This window comes from Parafilimonas terrae (assembly GCF_900115755.1).
GTDB classification, from domain to species: domain Bacteria; phylum Bacteroidota; class Bacteroidia; order Chitinophagales; family Chitinophagaceae; genus Parafilimonas; species Parafilimonas terrae.
Window position 1 is genome coordinate 127,162 of record NZ_FOXQ01000008.1, and the last position, 16,180, is coordinate 143,341.

The window sequence follows — 16,180 nt, forward strand, 5'->3', positions numbered from 1 at the left end:
TCGCCTGACAATAAGCAACGGGGCAGATCAGCGTTTAGCTGATCTTCTGCCTGTTCCTTTTTTTCTTAGATGCTGAAGGAACCTCCGGGCCATCATCTTCTGCAGGCGCCTGCTTTTCTTTTTTATTGTCCTGTTTAACAGATTTCGATTCGCCTTCAGACTGCTGTTCGCTTTTCGCCTGGCGGGTATCGATCCTTTGCATATTGCCGTCATAAATGTTGATGGTCTTGAACTGGGGATTGGCTTCGATATATTGTTTCTGGTTGGCGCCATTGATCTGAAACGTGGCTGATTGTAGGTTGCCTTTCTTCAACGAATCCATCAGGCTTTTCTTGAACTCGTCATTTGTCAGTTCGCGGATAGGATGTTTGGACAATACGGCTTCCAGGTCATATCCATAATTCTGGTGATAGTGCTTCAGTTTAAAATTGCCGTTATCATCACTCTGCTTGAAGTCCATTTGAATCCATGCGTTATACACTTGTCCTTCCTTACCGGTCAGGTCTTTATTTACAGACCGTCCTTCCATCAGGTTATAGGCTTCTTTCAGCGTGATGTTGTTTCCTTTGTTGATATAGAAGGTTTGTTCCATTTGTTCAGCAGTACCTTCTTTTTGCAAGGCCACCTGGTAAGAATTTAAAAAGTACATATCACTTTGTTTGGACTGGCTGAAATTTAATGTAGCTGTTACCGTATCGTCACCGTATTTGGTTTGATGCTGCAATTTGAATTCCGGTTTGCCTTCTTCTATTTTCTGCTTCAGTTCGTTTTCCAAACCTTCACCGAAACCGGTATATTTTACCTGTTCTTTCAGGTATTCAAAATTTTTCTGGTTCATGATCTTTTTGTTTTTGAATGTTATTTAAATGGATGATCGTTGTTTATGGAGATAGGCGCTTAGTTTATTGAAATGACTTTTAGCAGGTCCCTGTTCTTTATATGCAGTTCCATATGCCTGCCACCATTTTTCTCCATGAGTTGGATAGCGAGGTACTTTTTATCGGGAATAGTAAACTTGGGCACTGCAAAGACGATGGTTTGATCTGTGGCCCTTGTGACTTTGTTTGTATTATTGGACACATGGACAGGCTGTATCTCTATTTCCTGTGTAGCGGTGCGTTTCGCCTTTTTCTGATCGCGGATATAAAAGCGCAACTGGTCTATATCATAGTCTACATTGGTTTCGTTGGTAATGCGGAAGCGCAGGTACATAGTTTCATCATGGATAAAAAGTCCGTCCATCCGGAACCGGATACCATAACTGTGATCTTTGACTCCTCTCAGCCTTGCTTTCGATATGGCGGCTATGCCTGCATACTGCTCCATCTCTTTTGTATTGGTATTCCCTGCAAGAACAGCTACTGCGTTCTTAGGTGCTGTGTCCGCCAATGAAAGATTCAACCCTGATGGTTGACTGGCATAGTCAACCATGAAGGATGTTAACTTGCCGTCAGCCGTAATGACAGAAAGGTTCGTTTCCGGGAAACTATCCCTCGCTGCTTTTAGCTGGAGTATATTTTCTACTCCTTTTGCTTTTTGCGCCAGCACATCCCTGCTGCCACGGTCTACGCTGATGATCGCATAAGGGAAGATAATATTGGTGGTCACGGCATAAGAAATAGCGACATGGTAAGGCGCTATCACTTTCAATTGTTGTTCATGGAGATATTGGGCCTGCGCATTTACAATGCCGCATATCAGAAATCCCGTTAGCATTACTACACTGATCTTTCTCATCTCTGGAATTTTTAAATGATTAATATTTAGTTGGATGTATCTTGTTTTTGCTTTTCGTCGCGCAACAATACCTGGTAGCCTGCCTTTACGGTCACTTTTACAAGCTTTACCTTTTTTGAGAACAAGGTCTTTGCGGCTTCGATGCCCGCACCTGCAGCCTGGGCCTGCCAGGATGGGTCAAGGCTGGTTAAGCCAATGGTTTGCATGGAACGGTCTGCGGATTGTTTGGCGACATCTCTTGTGATAGCGCCGGGTATATAGATCCCATCCAGTCCATCCATATCATATACCGATAATTCAACGGGGAACAGGGAATTATGATAACGTACGCTATTGATCCTAACATTCAATCGTTCGCCGTTCAACGAAGCGGTACCAAACAGGAAATTACCTTTCGGGATAAGCACTCCGTTAATGAATACGTCATTCATCAACCTCAATTTTACGGTAGAGCCGTCTACGATGGTTTGAGTTTCATGTACCACGGCTTGAATAGCATTCTGTGCATCGGCTGTTGTGTTCGTATCATCAAGCAGATAAAACCCATTGCGTTCTCCACCCGGAATGGCATCATTATGAAGCAGGGAAATATTATCACCCTTTGGCTTTGCCATAACTGCAAGTACCTGACCTTTTCTTTTTTCAGAAGCCTGCTTTAATTCTTCTTCCATACGTTCCGGGTGCTGCACATCGAGTATTTTATCTAACATCCCATCTAACTGCTGCATTTCGGGATCATTTGTTACAGGCTGGTTCATCGTATGCATCATTTGTTCCAGACGGTCTATATCGGACGAATTCATCGCTCCGCTATTATTATCACCCAGCACGCTTTCGGGAACTGTACCATTATTGCTGTAATCGCTTGGCGGTGTAAGCGGCTTATTGATCTCATTATTCAGATCAGAAAGCTTCTGGTATATTTTATCAACATTAGGATCAACGTCATGTCTTCCGGACAATGATGTATTAAGCCCTTTTGTGTACGTGGGTTCCGGCAACAGGTCGTTTTGTTCCAATAAAATACTGTCGGTATCCGCTGCGTTCATATCCCGGTAGTTCGGATCATTTTTCCTGAGTTCTTCGAACTTTGCAGAGTCTTCCTGTGCCAGGTCATAATAACTCATCTTGTCCATCGGCTTGTCATCCTTTATATGGGCATCGGGCAGGTCAATATTGATGCCTTCCTGTTTTTTTGTTTGTGCCGCTACAGCCTGCACACTCCCTCCGCTCAGCGCCCAGAAGATCACCGTAATGAACGGCAAAACAAGTAAGGGCAACACCAGCAGGAATTTACGTTGCCGGATCATCTTTGGGGTCATTTCCTTCTTCTTCATATTTATTTTTGTTTTAGCTGTTGATAATAATTTTCAATAATCCGCACACTGTCCGGTAAACCGGGACGATGCTTCATAATGCTGTCATAAATGGGTTTGCCAGAAGGGCTTCTTGCCAGGCTGTCCATATACATCCTGAAGTTTTTGATCCGGTTATAGCCTGTGTCTGTCACTTGCGGGGTTGAGGTCACCACGTCGCCGGTTTCGTTGATATGAGCGGGTGTTCTTATGGGAGTAACTGCGATGCTTTTGCTACCCTTTGATATGAATGCATCTATTGCCAGGTAAATGCTATATCCACCTGCCGTCAGGACGAACAATGCCAACAGTAGCTTCCATGTATTACGCGAAAATCTTTGGGTGCGCTTTGTCATCCATTTTGCCCACTTTGTTTGCAAATGCGCAAATGCTATCTGCGTTATACCGGGCAGCAGGCCGGGATGCACCTTTTTCGTTTTCTTTCTTTTCAATGAAAATTTCATAACCTATGTTTTACGGATGCCTGCTTACTGTTTTTAGATCGCGGTTATCAACGGTATTCCATCTTTCTATCAGGAAACCATGCGGGTTATTGTCACTTCGGGACACATTGCGCAAAGCCCCTTCCGTTACCAGGCTACGTGTAGTGATGCTGGTTGGGCGTATAATGCTCTGGGTAGCATAGCAACGGAACCTGTAGGGGTATTTATTGATATCAACGAATACACTGTCCACCGCAATGGTCTGGTTGACATTGCCGGATATCAGCCCTGCATAATAGCCGTTCTCTTTAAGGTCATCGTAGATGCGCTTGGCGCTGCCGTCCGCGAGGTACAAGGCTTTGGTAATATTAGCCTGTATAGCCTTTTCATCAGGGTCAAGCGTAAAGAATAATTCATGGAAGGTCTTTACATGATCCCTTGCTTCCACGGGTATATTATCCTTTCGTTCGGACGCATAAGCTTCTAATGCTTTGCCGTTGGCAAGGATATATATCTTGCCCTGCATCATGGATACCAGGCGGAAGCTTTTATAGAGCGCAAAACAGCAGATAAGCACACATCCCGCGATCATGAGCATGGTAAAACTCCTGACATGCCGGAAGGCCGTATCTATATTTTTCATTTTTTTGAACATATTGCTCCTCCTTAACTGGCTATGATTTGCCTTTTAATTTATCATTCATATATCCGGAACCTCCTCCGCTTTTTTCGTTGAAATAAGGGTTGGATTGGCTGCTGCCGGCCATGCTTTGCCATGCACGGCTTGCTGCATTACCAAGAGCATCTGTTGCCATTCCTGCACCGGATGAAGCAGTACTCACAACACTCCTGGAAGTATTGCCGAAGATGCTGGTTACTTTGTGGCCTAATGCGCCGCCACCACCTGCATGCACGATATAGTTGGCCACAGAAGGAACGGTAAAATATCCAACGATGCCAATGATCATGAATACGAGATAGGCTACGTCGGTACTGCTGAAGAAGGTATCGCCATATTGTTGTACCTGGGTGATGTCAAGCTTCAGCATCTGCTCCTGTATCTTGCCGATGATGCTGCCGAAAATATTAGCTACGGGAAGCCATAGAAAAATATTGATATAGCGTGCCAGCCAGACAGTGAGGGTATGTTGAAAACCGTCAAACACAGCGATACCAAAAACTAATGGGCCAAGTATGGAAAGCACTACTAATTGAAAAGTTCGTAAAGTGTCAATACATAGGGATGCTGCCTGGAACAACACCTGCAGCACTTCGCTCATCCATTCTTTAATAGTATTCCGGAAATTATAGGATGCCTTGGCCATAGCGAATTTGATGTCATTGCCGATGCCATCGAATACGCCTTCACCGGAAGGGTCCGCATTATCATGTGTGTATTTATACCAGCGATCACGGTCGCCGTCGCCGCTTGGTCCTACATACATCTGCCATGTATCGGATTGTTTGATGGCATCTTCTTTCTGTTGCAGTAAGGTGGCAATAGCCTTGTCTGAATTTTCCACCATAGCGGCAGTGGCTATTACGGTGGGTTTCATTACTCCGTTAATGATGCCTAAAACGGACGGAAAGATCAATACGCAAAAGCCAATGACGAAGGGCCGGAAAAGCGGGTAAAAATCTATAGGTTCCGCATTGGCGAGGTGCCTCCATATCCTTGCTGCGATATGCCACATGGCTGCAAACCCTGCGAGTCCCTGTCCTACGCCTACCAACTGGCTGCATAGCGGCATCATCTCGTCATATAATTGTTCCAGTACGCCATGCATTCCTTTCATCTCATCGGCGATACCCTGCGCATGGCTCATAAAGGGCAATACCATTCCCACTGCCGCTATCCATGCGGCCTTTCTGCACGTTGCCATATTTTATTTGTTTAATGTTCTAATCCATATAGTTGCTGAACAGCCTGCGCATCGTTCTTTTCTTTCGCCCTTTGCACGGCCAGTATGGTGGTGTTATTATTGAAATGCCTTAAAAACATCAGTTTGTCTTCCATGTCGGCATAGATCCGGTCAATGGCCTGCAGCCTTTCGTCATCGCTCATACGCGCTTTGCCCGCCGTGATCACGGTAAGCAATTCATCCAGGTTGCGCAGGCTTTCTTTAAAAAGGTGATCGTACACGCTTCCCAGGTAAGCTATTTCGTCCACACTGAAGTTATTATCCTGCTTAAAGCGCCCGTAGGCATTCTTATATTCTTTTACAAGCGTAAGCTGCCCATTGATAATATCAGCAACCCTGTAGTAATTGCGAACAGTCGGGCTAACTTCCAGAAGACCGTCCAGGAATGCTTTGTGCAGGCTGAAATTACCTTTCGAAATATCCTTCACGGTATTATATCCGCCTTCCAGTACCTGGTACCCGGCTTTCATATCGCTGAGTATCTGTTTGAACTGGCTGAGCTTTTCTATATCCAATGCTAACTGCGCCAGCTCATCTGTCTGTGCGGATGCATGGAAACAACGAAATGTTGCTATAAGAGAAAGTGCTGCAATAATGATTATCCTGTTCATGATTATTTATTTTTGAATGCCCAGCCATGCACGGCCGGTTTGAATATCTGTTTGTTCCCGTAGCCTGGATGCTGCCAGTATTTTGGCATCATTGGAAAAACTTTGTGAAAAACTGTATTTATCCTGCATATCCGCATAAAGCTGATCTATGCGTTTTAATCGTTCATCATCTTTCATTGCTATTTTGCCGTCCGTAGTAACCGTTATTAACGCATCCAGTGTTTGCGCGCAATCATCCAGCAGCTTTGCAAATACTTCGTTGATATAAGTGAGTTCATCACCGGATAAAGCATTCGTGCCACATAGCTGCTTATAGTTACTATGGTAACCCTGAACGATCTTCACCTGCAGGGTTATAATGTCTGCGACCCTTGCATAGCGTTTTATGGAGGGATTGACCGTCTTCAATGAATTGAAATAATCCGTATGCAGGTTCAGTTCTCCTTTTGTGAAACCGCTGATGGTATGCAACCCGTCTTTAGCGATCTTGTATCCTTTCTGTAAATAGCCCATATATACCTGCAATGCTGCAATTTGTTGGAGCAGATATTTCTTCTGTGTTTCCTTTTGCCGGAACCATTCATTGAAGGTCTGGGCGTTAATTGTATTTATCCCAATGGACAAAAGCACTAAAAACAAGCCTGTCTTTTTCATAACTGATCTATTGAAGGCCATATAATTTTTTGACTGATTCCACTTCGCTGATCGACTTAGCCCTTTGGAGGCTGAGTAGCATGTTCTGGTTATTGAAACGGGACAGGTCATCGTAGTTCCTGTCCACGCGGTCAGCCGCATCGTTAACCAGTTCCAGCCTTTGGCCGTCACTTATCTTGGTAGTAAAGGATTTGATGACCATACTGATCTGCTCCACGTTTTTCATACTCTCATCCAGTATGCCGGAATACACATTTCCCATGTAGGCGATCTCTGCGGCCGTAAAATGCCTGTCCTGCCGGATCAGTGACCACGACCTCTTGTACGCATCCACGATAGCTGCCTGCTTTCGCGTAATGTCACGGATACGCTGGTAATAGGTGATGATCTCTTTGACCTTCACCAGTTCTTCATAATACTGCCGGTATTGTTCTTTCTGCTTTTGAGTCCAGTCCGATATTTCGTCCAACTTTAGTTTGGAAAGCGTGTTTTCCAATGTCTTCTGTGCATTTTGCAGCCAGATCGTTTTATTCTGCAGGCGCTGCACCTGCAGGTCCATCGCCTTGATCACCTTCTTGATGGCCGCTTTCACGACCACCCAGACAATTGCATGGCTTTGCTTCGTGGGCGCTACCGTTAGTAATGCTGTAGATAACAGGGTGATCAACCATATCTTTTTCATATCCTATAGTGTTTTAATGAATAATTCAACGGTTATATTTCCTTTATCTGTCAATGTTTCCAGGTATATGGATCGGGAGACTGTTTCCATAAAACAGCACCGCCAGCCACCGATCTCCAGGAGATGCTCACCCCGGCTATAGATAGCCAGCCAGTTGTATTCATCGGTTACCTGGTCACCGGTATATTCTGTCCTGGTTACCCGGTACAGGCTTCCCGCTGATCGTATGGAAAGTGTTGTTTCCACACCAGCAATCCGTAATGCGTCCTGCGGTAATTGCTTGTTATATACCCCCGGCAGCATGGTAAGTGCAGCATGGTGCTGCCAGCCAAAATGCAAGGCAACTTTTACTACTGCATATATATCCTGAAACACATTCGTCCGTTTCATCACTGTTTGTTTTAATGTTTGCTTCTTATATCATCCGCCATTGCGGCAATACCTTTCTTTATATCTCCGTCAAACCTGGCGGCATATTCCATCAGCTTCACTTTTTCCGACTGTTCGGTCGTGTATGCCAGGTATTCTTCCAGGCTTACTTCGGTGCGGTATACTTTGCTGAGCATACCTCCTAAGCTGATAAATACTTCCTTGTATTTTTTAGCTGGATCATTTGCTTTATTGACGGAAAGGATGAGTGCCTTTTCTTTTTCCGTTAATCCTAACAGTTCCTGTATCTGGTCAAACTTGTTCTGGTACTTGCTTTGATCCAACAATATCTTGCAGTCGCTGTTGTTGATGATGGCCTGTTTTACCACGGGAGAAGAGATGATGTCCTCCACTTCCTGTGTTACCACGATCGCTTCACCAAAGAATTTGCGGACTGTTTTGAACAGGTACTTAATGTATTCCGCAAAGCCTTCTTTCATCAGCGCCTTCCAGGCTTCTTCTATCAATATCATTTTACGGATGCCTTTCATCTTGCGCATCTTGTTGATGAAGACTTCCATGATAATGATGGTCACCACGGGAAATAAGATCGGGTGGTCTTTGATATTGTCGAGTTCGAATACGATAAAGCGTTCCTGTAACAGGTTGAGGTTTCCGGTAGCATTCAGCAGGTAATCAAATTCCCCGCCCTCATAATAAGGCCGGAGCACATACAGGAAGTTGTCTATGTCAAAATCCTTTTCTTTCACCCGGTCACCTTTTAATACCTGTATATACTGATCTCGCAGGAAAGCGTAAAAACTATTGAAGCAGGGAAATACCTCCGGGCGCTTATCCAGGTATGCATAATAGCCGCTAATAGAATTGGACAGCGCTACATATTCGCTTCTCTTAAATGCTTCATCATCTTTTTTCCAGAGTGCCAATAGCAAGGTCTTGATGCTTTCTTTCTTTTCCGTATCGAGGCTGTCGCCTTCGCCGATATAAAATGGGTTGAAGCGGATGGGATTGTTTTCACTGTACGTGAAGTAATATCCTTTTACCATATCACATAACCCTTTATAGCTATGCCCTACGTCCACGAGCACGATATGCGTTCCCTGCTCATAATAGCTGCGCACCATGTGGTTGGTAAAAAAGGATTTTCCGCTGCCGGATGGCCCGAGTATGAATTTGTTCCTGTTGGTACAGATACCCATCTTCATGGGCTCATCGCTGATGTCCACATGCACGGGCTTGCCGGTAAGCCGGTCGCCCATACGGATACCAACCGGGCTTAAGGATGAACGATAGCCTGTTTCGAGGTTGAGAAAACAGGCCGCCTGTTCGGCGAACGTATCGAAGGTGTCGTTCATCGGGAAGTCGGCTGCATTGCCCGGGATGCCAGCCCAGAATATTTGCGGTGCGCCGACAGTTTCCTGTTTGGCCACGGCATCCATTTGCGCTAAAGCAGAGGATACCATATTCTTCAGGTCTTTCAGTTCTTCCTTTCGATCTGTCCATACCAGTACATTGAAATGCGATTTTACAGGCAGCCTTTGCTGGCCGATGGCTTCATTCAAAAAATCATTGGTCGCATCCCTTGCGATCATATTCTCACGGCTATAGGCGGAAAGGGATTGGAGGCGCAGCCTTTTGGACTCTAATTTCTGAATGGTCTTTTGCGCGTCTTCAATAAAGATGTACTGGTTATAAATATGGTTGCAGGGTAACAATTGCCCTAATGTGGAAGCAAAACCGATACTGAATTTTGTTTTGTCGGTGCTGTATTTATCATAGTTGATCCGGCTGCCACATAAGGCAGGAAGATCGGCGGCATCGCCTAAGGTATAAAGCTGGCAATGTTTGTCTCCCACCTGCAGGCTTTCATCGAAGACGATATCGGAAATAATGAATTCATCATGCTTTTCAGACAGGTAACAGTATTGTTCAATTAATCCCATCCTGCGGCTCTGGCTGCGCAGTTCTTTTTCTTTTAACCTTCTTAGCTTTACAAATCCACTATCTTCCATAATGCGCCGAAACTGCCCCGCACTATCCAGAAAATCCTGTAATAACTGTGGCTTCAGTATTTCTTCAGGCACAATGGACCTGCGCAGCAGGCTCGAAAACATAGATGTTGCTGTCTTTCTCCCTTCCGGCTTTTTTGTAAGCAGGATATAACAGCTATGGTCAAGAAAAGGCCGTTCGTTAAAGAACCGTTCACTGGCGCGGCTGAGAAAACTGGTATCTTCTTTTGTAAAATCAGGCTGGTATTTAGCTTCAAGGAACCAGTCCTGTTTATGAAATACGGTGTATTTAGGCAATAGTTTGATGGCCTTGATCCATGCCTGGTGAAAAGCTTCATATTCCTGGTCTGATAAGGTAAACAGTTCCGGCAGCTCTGCTTTATAGACAACCGTCACATCGCCTTGCCTGCTTAAAATGCAGTCATGCTCCACATCCATAATTGGTAATATATCGTCCAGCACTTTTTCCATCTCACTTCATTTCTTAAATAAAATCACTATCCTTTTTTCATGAATGTTTTCCTGCTTCCTGACTTGATAATTTTCGGCACTTGCTTTCGCGCCAAAGCTTTCATCAGTCCATGCTCCCCGTATTGACGGCTCATGCGATATATTTTCACCACAAGAAAAGTCCCTGACCCGAGGATGATCCCGATGCACAGGTAGATAGGCAGGCCGATAATATAGATCACGGCAAATACGATAAGGAGCCCTACTACGCCACCTCCCAGGTACCAGATATATTGCGCTTTCAAACCTTTGAACTCTATACTCTGGTTAATGCCTTTATTAATTTGATATACACTGTTTGCCATATAATATCTGCTTTACTTTTTTATAATCTCATCCTGCTTCGTGGCCGTTCATTTAAGGTTGGCGGCACCAGTGCTATTTCCTTTGCCGCCGTATGTTCCTTGTTTATATTTTCCGTCAGTTCAATAACAGGCGCCTCTGTAATATCTTCCTGTTCGTTCATTGCTTCCTGTTGCTGCTTCAGTTGATTTTCCTGTATCTTAATAGCGATCTCTCTTTCAAGGCTTGCCAGCTCCGTTTTCATCTGTTGTAATTCAGTCTCCTGCAAAAATGGTTTTGCAGTAAGCTGTTCCAGCTTAGGTATGGTGTTATCCAATTCAGCTAAACTGCGCTCATACTTTTCGCGCAGGCTTTCCACGCGATCTATGGCATTTAAAAAATGTCTTGCTGCCAGCTTCGGGTTGTCTGTATTGGGCAGGCCATTATTATAGGTGTACTTAATACCGTCTTCCATCCGTTGTGCATAGAAGCTGTTGGAATACCTGTATTCAAACAGGCCGTTTTCTTCATAAGCATCCTGCTGCCTGCGGATATAGAGATCGAAGCCATACAATTTTCCTATCTGCTCTTTCTGTTCACCTGCAACGGCAGGCTTCCAGTCCCGGTATAGTTGAATAATATATTTACCAATAGCTTCGCTGTCATTCGTGCTGATACCTGTTAATTGTATAGGGTTGACCTTGATCCCGTCCTTATCTGTCTGCAGCTTTGATTTATATTCCCGTTCATCTGCTCTCAGCTTATCAAGCGTTTTTAAGGTATTCGCCCTTTCATTCTGTTTATCTTCCAGTTGGTATTTATTACGGGCTGCTTCCCTGAAATGGGATACTTTCAGGCTTTCCATCACGGCGATCTTCTTTTCCAGCTTTGATTTCTCCAGTAGAGAAGTGTCACCTGATAGTATTGCGATGTATTCAGAAAAATTCATACCGCTCTTTTCATCGATAGCCCCTTCATCAATGGTGCGCACATTCAGTTCGCAATTCTTCATCTGGGAGATGAAGGTTTGTTTGTTCTTCAACAGGTTGAACTTGTAATTGTCCAGCGATTGCTCCACAGCATATACATAATTCTGCACTTTATTATCGTAATACTGTTTGGCTATGAGGTTGCCCTGGCGTGCGCCACGGCCATTGCGTTGCTCCAGTTCGGATGGTTTCCAGGGAATATCCAAATGGTGCATGGCTACCACCCGTTCCTGTACATTTAACCCGGTGCCTGCTTTATCGGTGCTGCCTAAGAGGATGCGTATCTCGCCGCGGTTCATTTTTTTGAACAGCTCAGGCTTCTTTTTGTCCGTCCAGTCATGTATAAAGGTGATCTCCCTTGCCGGGATACCGAGGTCGCGGGTCAGCTTTTGCTTTAGCGCATCATAAATATTGAATGCATCCGACTTTGGTGTTCCTATATCACAGAAGACAATTTGGGTCCCTCTGTGCGCTTCCGTTTCTTTATGTATCTCCGCGATCTTACGCGCACAGCTATTCACTTTATTATCCGGATGATCGCTGTAAACAGCGTCATTGATCAGCCGCATGTCGGCAGCCATCTTTTTAGCATAATTGGTAGCGATCAGCATCCTGCCTTTATCTTCTTCCGGTGTCAACCTGCGGCGCCCGATCAGCTCCCCATTACCGGTCTTGGCGAATTGCATCAGCTTTTTGATGAACTCCGTTTGTTCCGGTGTTGGTTTGATATTGACCAGTGTTTCGTTCAGCTCTGGCTTATCCAGGTTGATATGTTTAGCGGTTTTATAGTCCGTGATCTCGTTGTAGAACAATGCCAGTTCCGGCACTTTAATGAAATGGCGGAAACGTTCTTTGGCGATGATCTCGTTGGTAACAGAAAATTCAAAATCGGTGGTCTTCTTTGCGAATACCGCTGCCCAGCCATCAAAATTTTCAATATGCTGCCGCTCCATTTCTTTTGGCCGCAGGTATTTGAACAGCAGGTACATTTCGGTGAGGCTGTTGGAAATAGGCGTGCCGGAAAGGAAGGTAACACAGAGGTCTGCATTAAAACGATGCTGCAATTCACGTACGGCAAACAGCATGTTGAGCGCCTTCTGGCTGCCCTCCACGTTACCTAAGCCTGCCACACGGTTATGCCTCGTGGTAAAAGTGAGGTTCTTGAACTTATGGGATTCATCCACGAAAAGATGATCTACACCCATTTCCCGAAAGTTGATGCCTGCATCTTTCTTTTCCTCTATGTCTTTCAGTACTGCTTTCAGTTTGCCTTCCAGGTTGCTTTTCCTGATCTCCAACCCCTTGAGCATTTTCTTGGATATATCTCCGCCCAATGTTCTCACCGTGTCCAGGTCCCTGTCCGTACAATCCAGTTCATGCTCAAAAATTTCCTTTTGTATCTCCGGTGACTGCGGGATCTTGCCGAACTGGTCATGCGTGAGGATGATGCAGTCCCAGTTATTGTTTTTTATTTCATGGAAGATGCGCAGCCGTTGTGCCGGTGTAAAATCGTTTTGTCCCGGGAACAGGATGCGGGCTTTAGGATAGGCTTTTCTATAGGTTTCCGCGATCTGGTTGACGTTCGCCTTTAATGCAACGATCATGGGTTTATGAACGATGTTCAGGCGTTTCATTTCCCGGGCAGCAACGATCATGGTCAGGGTCTTGCCTAAGCCTACCTCATGATCCACCAGTGCGCCGCGGTTCTGCAGGATGCGCCATGCTGCATTTTTTTGAGAAGTGTACAAATCTTCAATGCCCAGGGCTTTTTTGTCCAGCCCCGGGAACTTCAAATGGCTCCCGTCAAACTCCCGAAGCACATAACAATTGAACGTATCATTGTAAAGGCTTTCAATATATTTTTTCTCTTCGCCCGGCAGTTCATTCAGCCAGCTCACAAAACCGTTGCGTATCTGTTCTATCTTCTGGTGCGCCAGTTGTATGGCTTCATTATCCGGCAGGCGTATGGTTTTACCATCGCCAACGGACACTTCGTAGGTGAAAAACGGGGTCGTATTTTCCAGCGCATGTTCCAGCAGTGTATAACCGTAGGTCGTCCTGCCGCTTTTAGGTGTTACGGCAAATTCCCTCGACACTTTGATATTCATCCCGGTGCTTACCTTGAACGCATCCAGCGAAGGGAAATAGTTGATGGTGGTATCCTGCTCAAATAATGCGGTAGCAAAACGTTCATAATATGAGGTGGGTATCCACCTTTCACCAAGATTGAAATCAAGCAGTTCAAACGGGATGCGTTCCGGCTGCACTTTTGTGATCGCCTCTAAACTTCTTTTGTATTGCAGGTTGTCGGGGAATTGTCCGGCTATGCGTTCCGCTTCCCTTAGCTTCTCTACCACATTCCCGCTTAAATACTGATCGGCTGTTTCCCATTCGTTACCTGCAGGGTTTAGGTAAATATGATTGCCCAGGCACCGGATCACTTCTGCTTCCTCCAGTTCCATAGCTGCACTGATAAATCCCATATCTACTTTCCCGGTATCGTTCAGGCTATGGGCAAGCGCTTCTATAGGGTCATCGGTGATGAACCGTTCCTTTACCTGGTGAAGGGAGCGGGTGAGGATATCCGCTTGCACAAAGTGTTCGCCTTCCCTGCGTTCCAAAGACGATAAGGCGATAATGCCAAATGCGGTATCTTCTAAAATACGTCGGCGGTTGTCCGGTGTATTTAATAACCCATATTGAGCAATAAAGGTTTCATATTGTTCATGGAGCCGCTCCCGGTCGGATTCGTTAATGGCTGCTCCTGCGACCTCCTGTGCGGATAATTCCAGGTATGCATCCCGCAGTGAAATGTATTGTTCGTAGAAATGAATATTTCCATGCAGACCAAGCGGCTGAAATATCGCTTGTTTAAATTCCTGGTCAGGATTGGCTATAGTTCCAGCCTGCCCGTTATGTACCACTAATGTGCCTTCCTGGTAATAAGGCTTTAGCCCGATAAAGGGCAGTGGCGTACTTTGCTCAAAACGAAAAAAACCTTCCAGTGTCCGGTCGCCCTCGTATTTAAAGCTGTGGTCAAACTGTTGCAGGTAATTGGAGATGCCGGTCAGTTCATGGCCCAGCAGGCGGGCGTCCATCCAGCTTGCAGGCAGATGGCCTGCTTCTTTGATATTGGCGCAGAGCTTATATAAAAACCGGTTGCTTTTGTGCTGCCTGGCGGTGAGCAACACCACGCTTTCATGTTCGGGTTTATCCGTAGTGCGTATCGTACCTATGATACGCGCCGAATCCTTTTGTATAATGCTTTCATCCTGTTCCCTGATATAGGCATTCGCACGATTGATGCTTTCCGTTGGCACGGTATCGAACAATCCCAATTGCGCAGAGGATGTGCCTGCTTTGCCTTCCGGCATGGGCAGGTAGGTCAGCTTCCTGCCTTCATTACTGCTTTTAGATATGGATATGGCTTGAGCATTTTGATATAGCTCTTTACGGAAGCGTTTTTTAAACTGTTGCGACAGTTCAGCTTCCAGCTTACCGGCAATCAGGTGAATGGCCCCTTCCTGCCATACGGTTTCATGTGCCTGCCCGTATTGGTTTTTGCCGGGTTCTACCTTGTCGCCGATGATCGCTTCTTTATGATTATACAGGTACAGGTTCTGGTGGTAACTGCCGAATTGGTTCTTCAGCTCCGTGGTATCCAGCAGCAATTGTTCGCTATCAGAAAGCTGTTGTTTGTTATGATGCTTTTGAACGATCAGCAGGTGGCTGGGCGCTTCCGTATTGCCTGTATCCTTCATCAGGTTATCGGGCATCACAGCGACTGCAACAAGATCAGCGCGTTCAAACAGGTATTGCCTTGCCGTATGATTGGAGGGGTTATTCAGGAAGGCATCCGTTGTTATATAGGCCATCAGGCCGCCATCCGACAGTTTATCTAACCCCTTTGCGAAAAAATAGTTATGTATCTTACCGGAAAGTTCCTTATCAGGATATGCTTCATCATAAACGGAGAAATTACCGAAGGGTATATTGCTGACGACCAGGTCATAGCTGCCATTATCACTTACCGGCGCTTCTTCCAGCCCGCTGACATGGGTGGTTGCCTTGACCGGGAGCGTACTGTTGATGGTAGATAATACCAATCCTGTGAGCCGATCTTTTTCTACTGCGGTAATTTGTTCTATGTCTGGAAATATGGTGGCCGCTTCGCTGATGAACACGCCGCCTCCGGCAGATGGCTCATACATCCTTTTAGGATGAATGCCTTGCGCTGCCAGCACTTTATAGACCGTTTGAGGTACAATTTCGGGAGTATAAAAGGCAGTTAATACGCTGTTACGTAAGGAAGCGATCAATTCTTTGTATGCAGTGTCAGCAAAATGTTCTTTCAGCAGGTCATGCAATGCCATTATTTCTTCATGGTGCCGAAGGTCTTCCCTGGTAGCGCCATTGGTCCGCCACTCTTCCTGGGTTCCGTAAGGATATAATATAGCCTTAATGCCTCCAAAGCCTGCATATCTTTTCAGGCTATCAGCATCGTCCGCAGCAAGCGGCCGGCTATTCGCATGGTCCAACGCTATACGTATTGCACGAATATTATCCTGTAATTTTTGGGAAACATTATAAGCCATA

Annotated in this window: 13 protein-coding genes; all 13 read right to left on the bottom strand. The window is 45.4% G+C overall.

The genetic code is table 11. The features are described from left to right. Positions 1-34: 34 nt before the first annotated feature. From BM015_RS13925 to BM015_RS13985, 13 genes are read right to left on the bottom strand one after another with little or no spacing between them, the layout of a single operon-like run. A complete protein-coding gene (locus tag BM015_RS13925) occupies positions 35-838 on the bottom strand; it encodes a hypothetical protein (protein ID WP_090659530.1) in 804 nt (267 codons plus the stop codon). Between the two features lie 59 nt (positions 839-897). Continuing rightward, positions 898-1,737: a conjugative transposon protein TraN gene (traN, locus tag BM015_RS13930; protein WP_090659534.1), complete on the bottom strand. Its 840-nt coding sequence runs from the start codon at positions 1,735-1,737 to the stop codon at positions 898-900. A 26-nt stretch (positions 1,738-1,763) separates the two neighbouring features. Continuing rightward, positions 1,764-3,074 (bottom strand): conjugative transposon protein TraM, encoded by a 1,311-nt coding sequence (gene traM, locus BM015_RS13935; protein WP_090659537.1) that lies wholly within the window; start codon positions 3,072-3,074, stop codon positions 1,764-1,766. Between the two features lie 2 nt (positions 3,075-3,076). Continuing rightward, a complete protein-coding gene (locus tag BM015_RS13940; protein WP_090659540.1) occupies positions 3,077-3,556 on the bottom strand; it encodes a hypothetical protein in 480 nt (159 codons plus the stop codon). Between the two features lie 10 nt (positions 3,557-3,566). Next, the gene (gene traK / locus BM015_RS13945; RefSeq protein ID WP_245751426.1) at positions 3,567-4,178 is read right to left on the bottom strand and encodes a conjugative transposon protein TraK; all 612 of its coding nucleotides are present in this window, start codon (positions 4,176-4,178) and stop codon (positions 3,567-3,569) included. Positions 4,179-4,209: 31 nt separating this feature from the next. Then, positions 4,210-5,418 (bottom strand): conjugative transposon protein TraJ, encoded by a 1,209-nt coding sequence (traJ, locus tag BM015_RS13950; protein WP_090659546.1) that lies wholly within the window; start codon positions 5,416-5,418, stop codon positions 4,210-4,212. 11 nt (positions 5,419-5,429) lie between these two features. Next, positions 5,430-6,068 carry a hypothetical protein gene (locus BM015_RS13955; protein ID WP_090659549.1) on the bottom strand — a complete coding sequence of 213 codons (639 nt, stop codon included), beginning with the start codon at positions 6,066-6,068 and terminating at the stop codon, positions 5,430-5,432. A 6-nt stretch (positions 6,069-6,074) separates the two neighbouring features. After that, on the bottom strand, positions 6,075-6,722 hold the full coding sequence (locus tag BM015_RS13960; protein ID WP_090659552.1) for a hypothetical protein: 648 nt from the start codon (positions 6,720-6,722) through the stop codon (positions 6,075-6,077). Positions 6,723-6,729: 7 nt separating this feature from the next. Further along, the gene (locus BM015_RS13965; RefSeq protein ID WP_090659555.1) at positions 6,730-7,404 is read right to left on the bottom strand and encodes a conjugal transfer protein TraI; all 675 of its coding nucleotides are present in this window, start codon (positions 7,402-7,404) and stop codon (positions 6,730-6,732) included. A gap of 3 nt (positions 7,405-7,407) precedes the next feature. Continuing rightward, on the bottom strand, positions 7,408-7,794 hold the full coding sequence (locus tag BM015_RS13970) for a hypothetical protein (RefSeq protein WP_090659558.1): 387 nt from the start codon (positions 7,792-7,794) through the stop codon (positions 7,408-7,410). Positions 7,795-7,805: 11 nt separating this feature from the next. Then, positions 7,806-10,274: a TraG family conjugative transposon ATPase gene (locus tag BM015_RS13975; RefSeq protein WP_090659561.1), complete on the bottom strand. Its 2,469-nt coding sequence runs from the start codon at positions 10,272-10,274 to the stop codon at positions 7,806-7,808. A gap of 26 nt (positions 10,275-10,300) precedes the next feature. Continuing rightward, on the bottom strand, positions 10,301-10,618 hold the full coding sequence (locus BM015_RS13980) for a DUF4133 domain-containing protein (protein WP_090659564.1): 318 nt from the start codon (positions 10,616-10,618) through the stop codon (positions 10,301-10,303). A 20-nt stretch (positions 10,619-10,638) separates the two neighbouring features. After that, a complete protein-coding gene (locus BM015_RS13985) occupies positions 10,639-16,179 on the bottom strand; it encodes a helicase-related protein (RefSeq protein ID WP_090659567.1) in 5,541 nt (1,846 codons plus the stop codon). Position 16,180 lies beyond the last annotated feature (1 nt).

Bases quoted from the DNA above. Each gene is read 5' to 3' on its own strand.
- BM015_RS13925 (WP_090659530.1), bottom strand. From the start codon at position 838: ATGAACCAGAAAAATTTTGAATACCTGAAAGAACAGGTAAAATATACC.
- traN (WP_090659534.1), bottom strand. From the start codon at position 1,737: ATGAGAAAGATCAGTGTAGTAATGCTAACGGGATTTCTGATATGCGGC.
- traM (WP_090659537.1), bottom strand. From the start codon at position 3,074: ATGAAGAAGAAGGAAATGACCCCAAAGATGATCCGGCAACGTAAATTC.
- BM015_RS13940 (WP_090659540.1), bottom strand. From the start codon at position 3,556: ATGAAATTTTCATTGAAAAGAAAGAAAACGAAAAAGGTGCATCCCGGC.
- traK (WP_245751426.1), bottom strand. From the start codon at position 4,178: ATGAAAAATATAGATACGGCCTTCCGGCATGTCAGGAGTTTTACCATG.
- traJ (WP_090659546.1), bottom strand. From the start codon at position 5,418: ATGGCAACGTGCAGAAAGGCCGCATGGATAGCGGCAGTGGGAATGGTA.
- BM015_RS13955 (WP_090659549.1), bottom strand. From the start codon at position 6,068: ATGAACAGGATAATCATTATTGCAGCACTTTCTCTTATAGCAACATTT.
- BM015_RS13960 (WP_090659552.1), bottom strand. From the start codon at position 6,722: ATGAAAAAGACAGGCTTGTTTTTAGTGCTTTTGTCCATTGGGATAAAT.
- BM015_RS13965 (WP_090659555.1), bottom strand. From the start codon at position 7,404: ATGAAAAAGATATGGTTGATCACCCTGTTATCTACAGCATTACTAACG.
- BM015_RS13970 (WP_090659558.1), bottom strand. From the start codon at position 7,794: ATGAAACGGACGAATGTGTTTCAGGATATATATGCAGTAGTAAAAGTT.
- BM015_RS13975 (WP_090659561.1), bottom strand. From the start codon at position 10,274: ATGGAAAAAGTGCTGGACGATATATTACCAATTATGGATGTGGAGCAT.
- BM015_RS13980 (WP_090659564.1), bottom strand. From the start codon at position 10,618: ATGGCAAACAGTGTATATCAAATTAATAAAGGCATTAACCAGAGTATA.
- BM015_RS13985 (WP_090659567.1), bottom strand. From the start codon at position 16,179: ATGGCTTATAATGTTTCCCAAAAATTACAGGATAATATTCGTGCAATA.